Raw genomic sequence first — 2,725 nt, forward strand, 5'->3', positions numbered from 1 at the left:
CCCAGGCTGTAAGGGTGATTGTCTGGGCTGGGTCACTGTAGATGGCTTTCATCAGCTTTTCTGTCATTGCATATTGATCTTCCTTTCTCTTTGGCGCAAAAAAAGACCATACAGTATCCGATAGTGGATTTCTGTATGGTCTAGTCAGGTGATGAATCAAGTACGGAGATGGTGTTCGGTCCAGACAGGCAGACTGCCTCCTGGGCGGGTTACTCTGACACGAATTACTCTGACCTGATTTCTCCTTTAATATAGCACGGCTTATCTGTTTTGGAAAGATGAAATGTTTTTATCTTCTCCGCAGGCTGTTGCAATGTTGGCTCGGTACTGGTAACATTTGTAATAGACTTAGGAAAACCACCGTTTATGATGTTATCCATAACGGCGGCATATATAGGTTGATTAGTGTTTCTGCCTTTGAATGATGGTTATTTACAAATCCTTTGCGTCGATGAGCGTTTCCTGTTTACGCTTCGACCAGTAAAAAGGAAAGTTTTTCAATACGGTATCCTCCCTAATTGATATTATGTGTTTTTCTGCCGCATATGGGACAAAGTATCTACTCTAAAGTAAACATATTACGCTGGAAGTATTCAGCGAGTACCGGATTTGCATAAACTCCTATTACAATAGATTTACGGTTCAAGGCACGGCAGCCAGCCGTGTCTTTTTCCGCGCCGTTGCCAAAGCTGTTAGAATGAGAGTGTCTTGGCCTGATGTTAAACTCCAAGGACCAATGCGTCCGTTGTAAAGTCCGTCAGCCAGCCTCTCCTTCGCAGCGTTCGATTTATGCAGGTTGAGCCGCCACATCGGTGCGCCCGTGTCATCAAATAGATTGGATCGGCAATGATGAAATGGCTGGACGCCAAAAGACAAATCTACGATGAGGAGCGTTGTGCATGAACAATGTAGCAGGGGTCGATGTTTCCAAAGGAAAGAGCATGGTAACTGTTCTCCGTCCCTTCGGGGAAGTGGTGGCAAAGCCGTTTTCTGTTGGTCACACCGGCAGTGAACTCAAGGAACTGGCAAACTACTTGAAAAGCCTGGACGGTGAGACGCGGGTGGTCATGGAGCACACTGGGCGCTACTATGAGCCGGTGGCCCGCTTTCTCCATGAGGAGGGCATCTTTGTTAGCGCAGTCAATCCTAAGCTCATTAAAGACTACGGGAACAACACCCTGCGCAAAGTGAAAACAGATAAGGCAGACGCCAGGAAGATTGCCCGCTATGGGCTTGACAACTGGGTAGAATTGCGCCAACATACTCCTATGGACACGATTCGGATGCAACTGAAAACGCTGAATCGGCAGCAGGGGCTGTACTCCAAAACCAAGACGATGATGAAAAACAACCTCATCGCCCTCTTGGACCAGACCTATCCCGATGTCAACGCCCTGTTTGACAGCCCTGTCCGTGAGGACGGCAGCCAGAAGTGGGTGGACTTTGCCACGACCTTTTGGCACGTGGACTGTGTGCGGGCTATGAGCCTCACTGCTTTTATGGAGCGCTACCGCAAGTGGTGCAAACGCCACGGCTACAACTTCAGCCAGAGCCGGGCCATTGAGATTCACATGGAGGCGCAAGACCTGATTGCCATGCTCCCCAAGGACGCCCTGACCAAAACCATGATCCGGCAGGCCATTGACGCGCTGAACGCCGTCTCCAAATCTCTGGAGCAACTCAAGGCTGAAATGCGCACTCTGGCTGCCCAACTCCCCGAATATCCAGTTGTCATGGCCATGCGCGGCGTAGGCAATTCTCTCGGCCCCCAGCTCATGGCAGAGATTGGTGATGTGACCCGGTTTGCACACAGAGGCTCCATTACGGCTTTTGCCGGTGTTGACCCTGGCGCTGACCAGTCTGGCACCCACGAGGCCAAAAGCAACCGGACATCCAAAAGCGGCCCGCCGGAGCTGCGCCGCGCCTTGTTCCTAGTCATGGACTGCCTTTTGAAAACCATGCCTCAGAATGATCCAGTGTACCGTTTCATGGACAAGAAACGAGCCGAGGGCAAGCCCTACCTGGTTTACATGACAGCCGGCACCAACAAGTTCCTGCGCATCTACTACGGCAGAATAAAAGAATATCTGGCATCTCTGGAGGGAAATTAAGGAAGCATCCTTCCTTGTCGGGGAACGATACTGCATTTACGCTAAAAACATCTTATGACAGAAAGAGAGCGATTAAGATGTTTTTAGACAATTTATCCACCTCCGTCCTCAGATTATGTGATACTCGCAAGCTCAGCTATGAAACTGCCTCGGAACGATGTGACCTCAGTTCCAGGTACTTTGGCGACATTGCCAGAGGCAAAACCGCCCCAACGATCTTGACATTGGAAAAACTCTGCGTTGGTTTTAATCTGACACCAAATGACCTGCTGATTCCCTCGGCAATTTGGAGGGAAATGTCTTTCCGCAAACCCATGCCAGTGACGCAGATCCGCTGCTTTCATTTCCTTCATGGCCTTACTGGCTTCTCAGTCTGCCCTCAATGTGGAAAGACTATGGAACGGGAATACCAGCCTTACTGTGACCGCTGTGGGCAATGCTTGGATTGGAAAGACTTCTCCAAAGCAACCATTCTGCTGCCTCAGAAATAACACTCCTTGATACATATCTTCCTATCTGGCCAGCGCATTTTACCATCTGGCCGCTTTGGGTATGCCCTTTTTCTTTTCATCATTTTCTCCATTCCCCCTATTGACTTTTTATTTGCAGACTTT

General features: G+C 49.5%; 2 protein-coding genes. One reads left to right on the forward strand and one right to left on the reverse strand.

The window, feature by feature from the left end; genetic code table 11:
* Positions 1 to 432: 432 nt before the first annotated feature.
* Positions 433 to 501 (reverse strand): hypothetical protein, encoded by a 69-nt coding sequence (locus tag OCV66_RS15710; protein ID WP_390126316.1) that lies wholly within the window; start codon positions 499 to 501, stop codon positions 433 to 435.
* A gap of 398 nt (positions 502 to 899) precedes the next feature.
* Between OCV66_RS15710 and OCV66_RS15440 the strand changes: the two genes are divergently transcribed.
* Positions 900 to 2,111: an IS110 family RNA-guided transposase gene (locus OCV66_RS15440; RefSeq protein WP_054328578.1), complete on the forward strand. Its 1,212-nt coding sequence runs from the start codon at positions 900 to 902 to the stop codon at positions 2,109 to 2,111.
* Positions 2,112 to 2,725: the final 614 nt, after the last annotated feature.

The sequence above is a fragment of the Agathobaculum ammoniilyticum genome, from assembly GCF_025567315.1.
Classification (GTDB): domain Bacteria; phylum Bacillota; class Clostridia; order Oscillospirales; family Butyricicoccaceae; genus Agathobaculum; species Agathobaculum ammoniilyticum.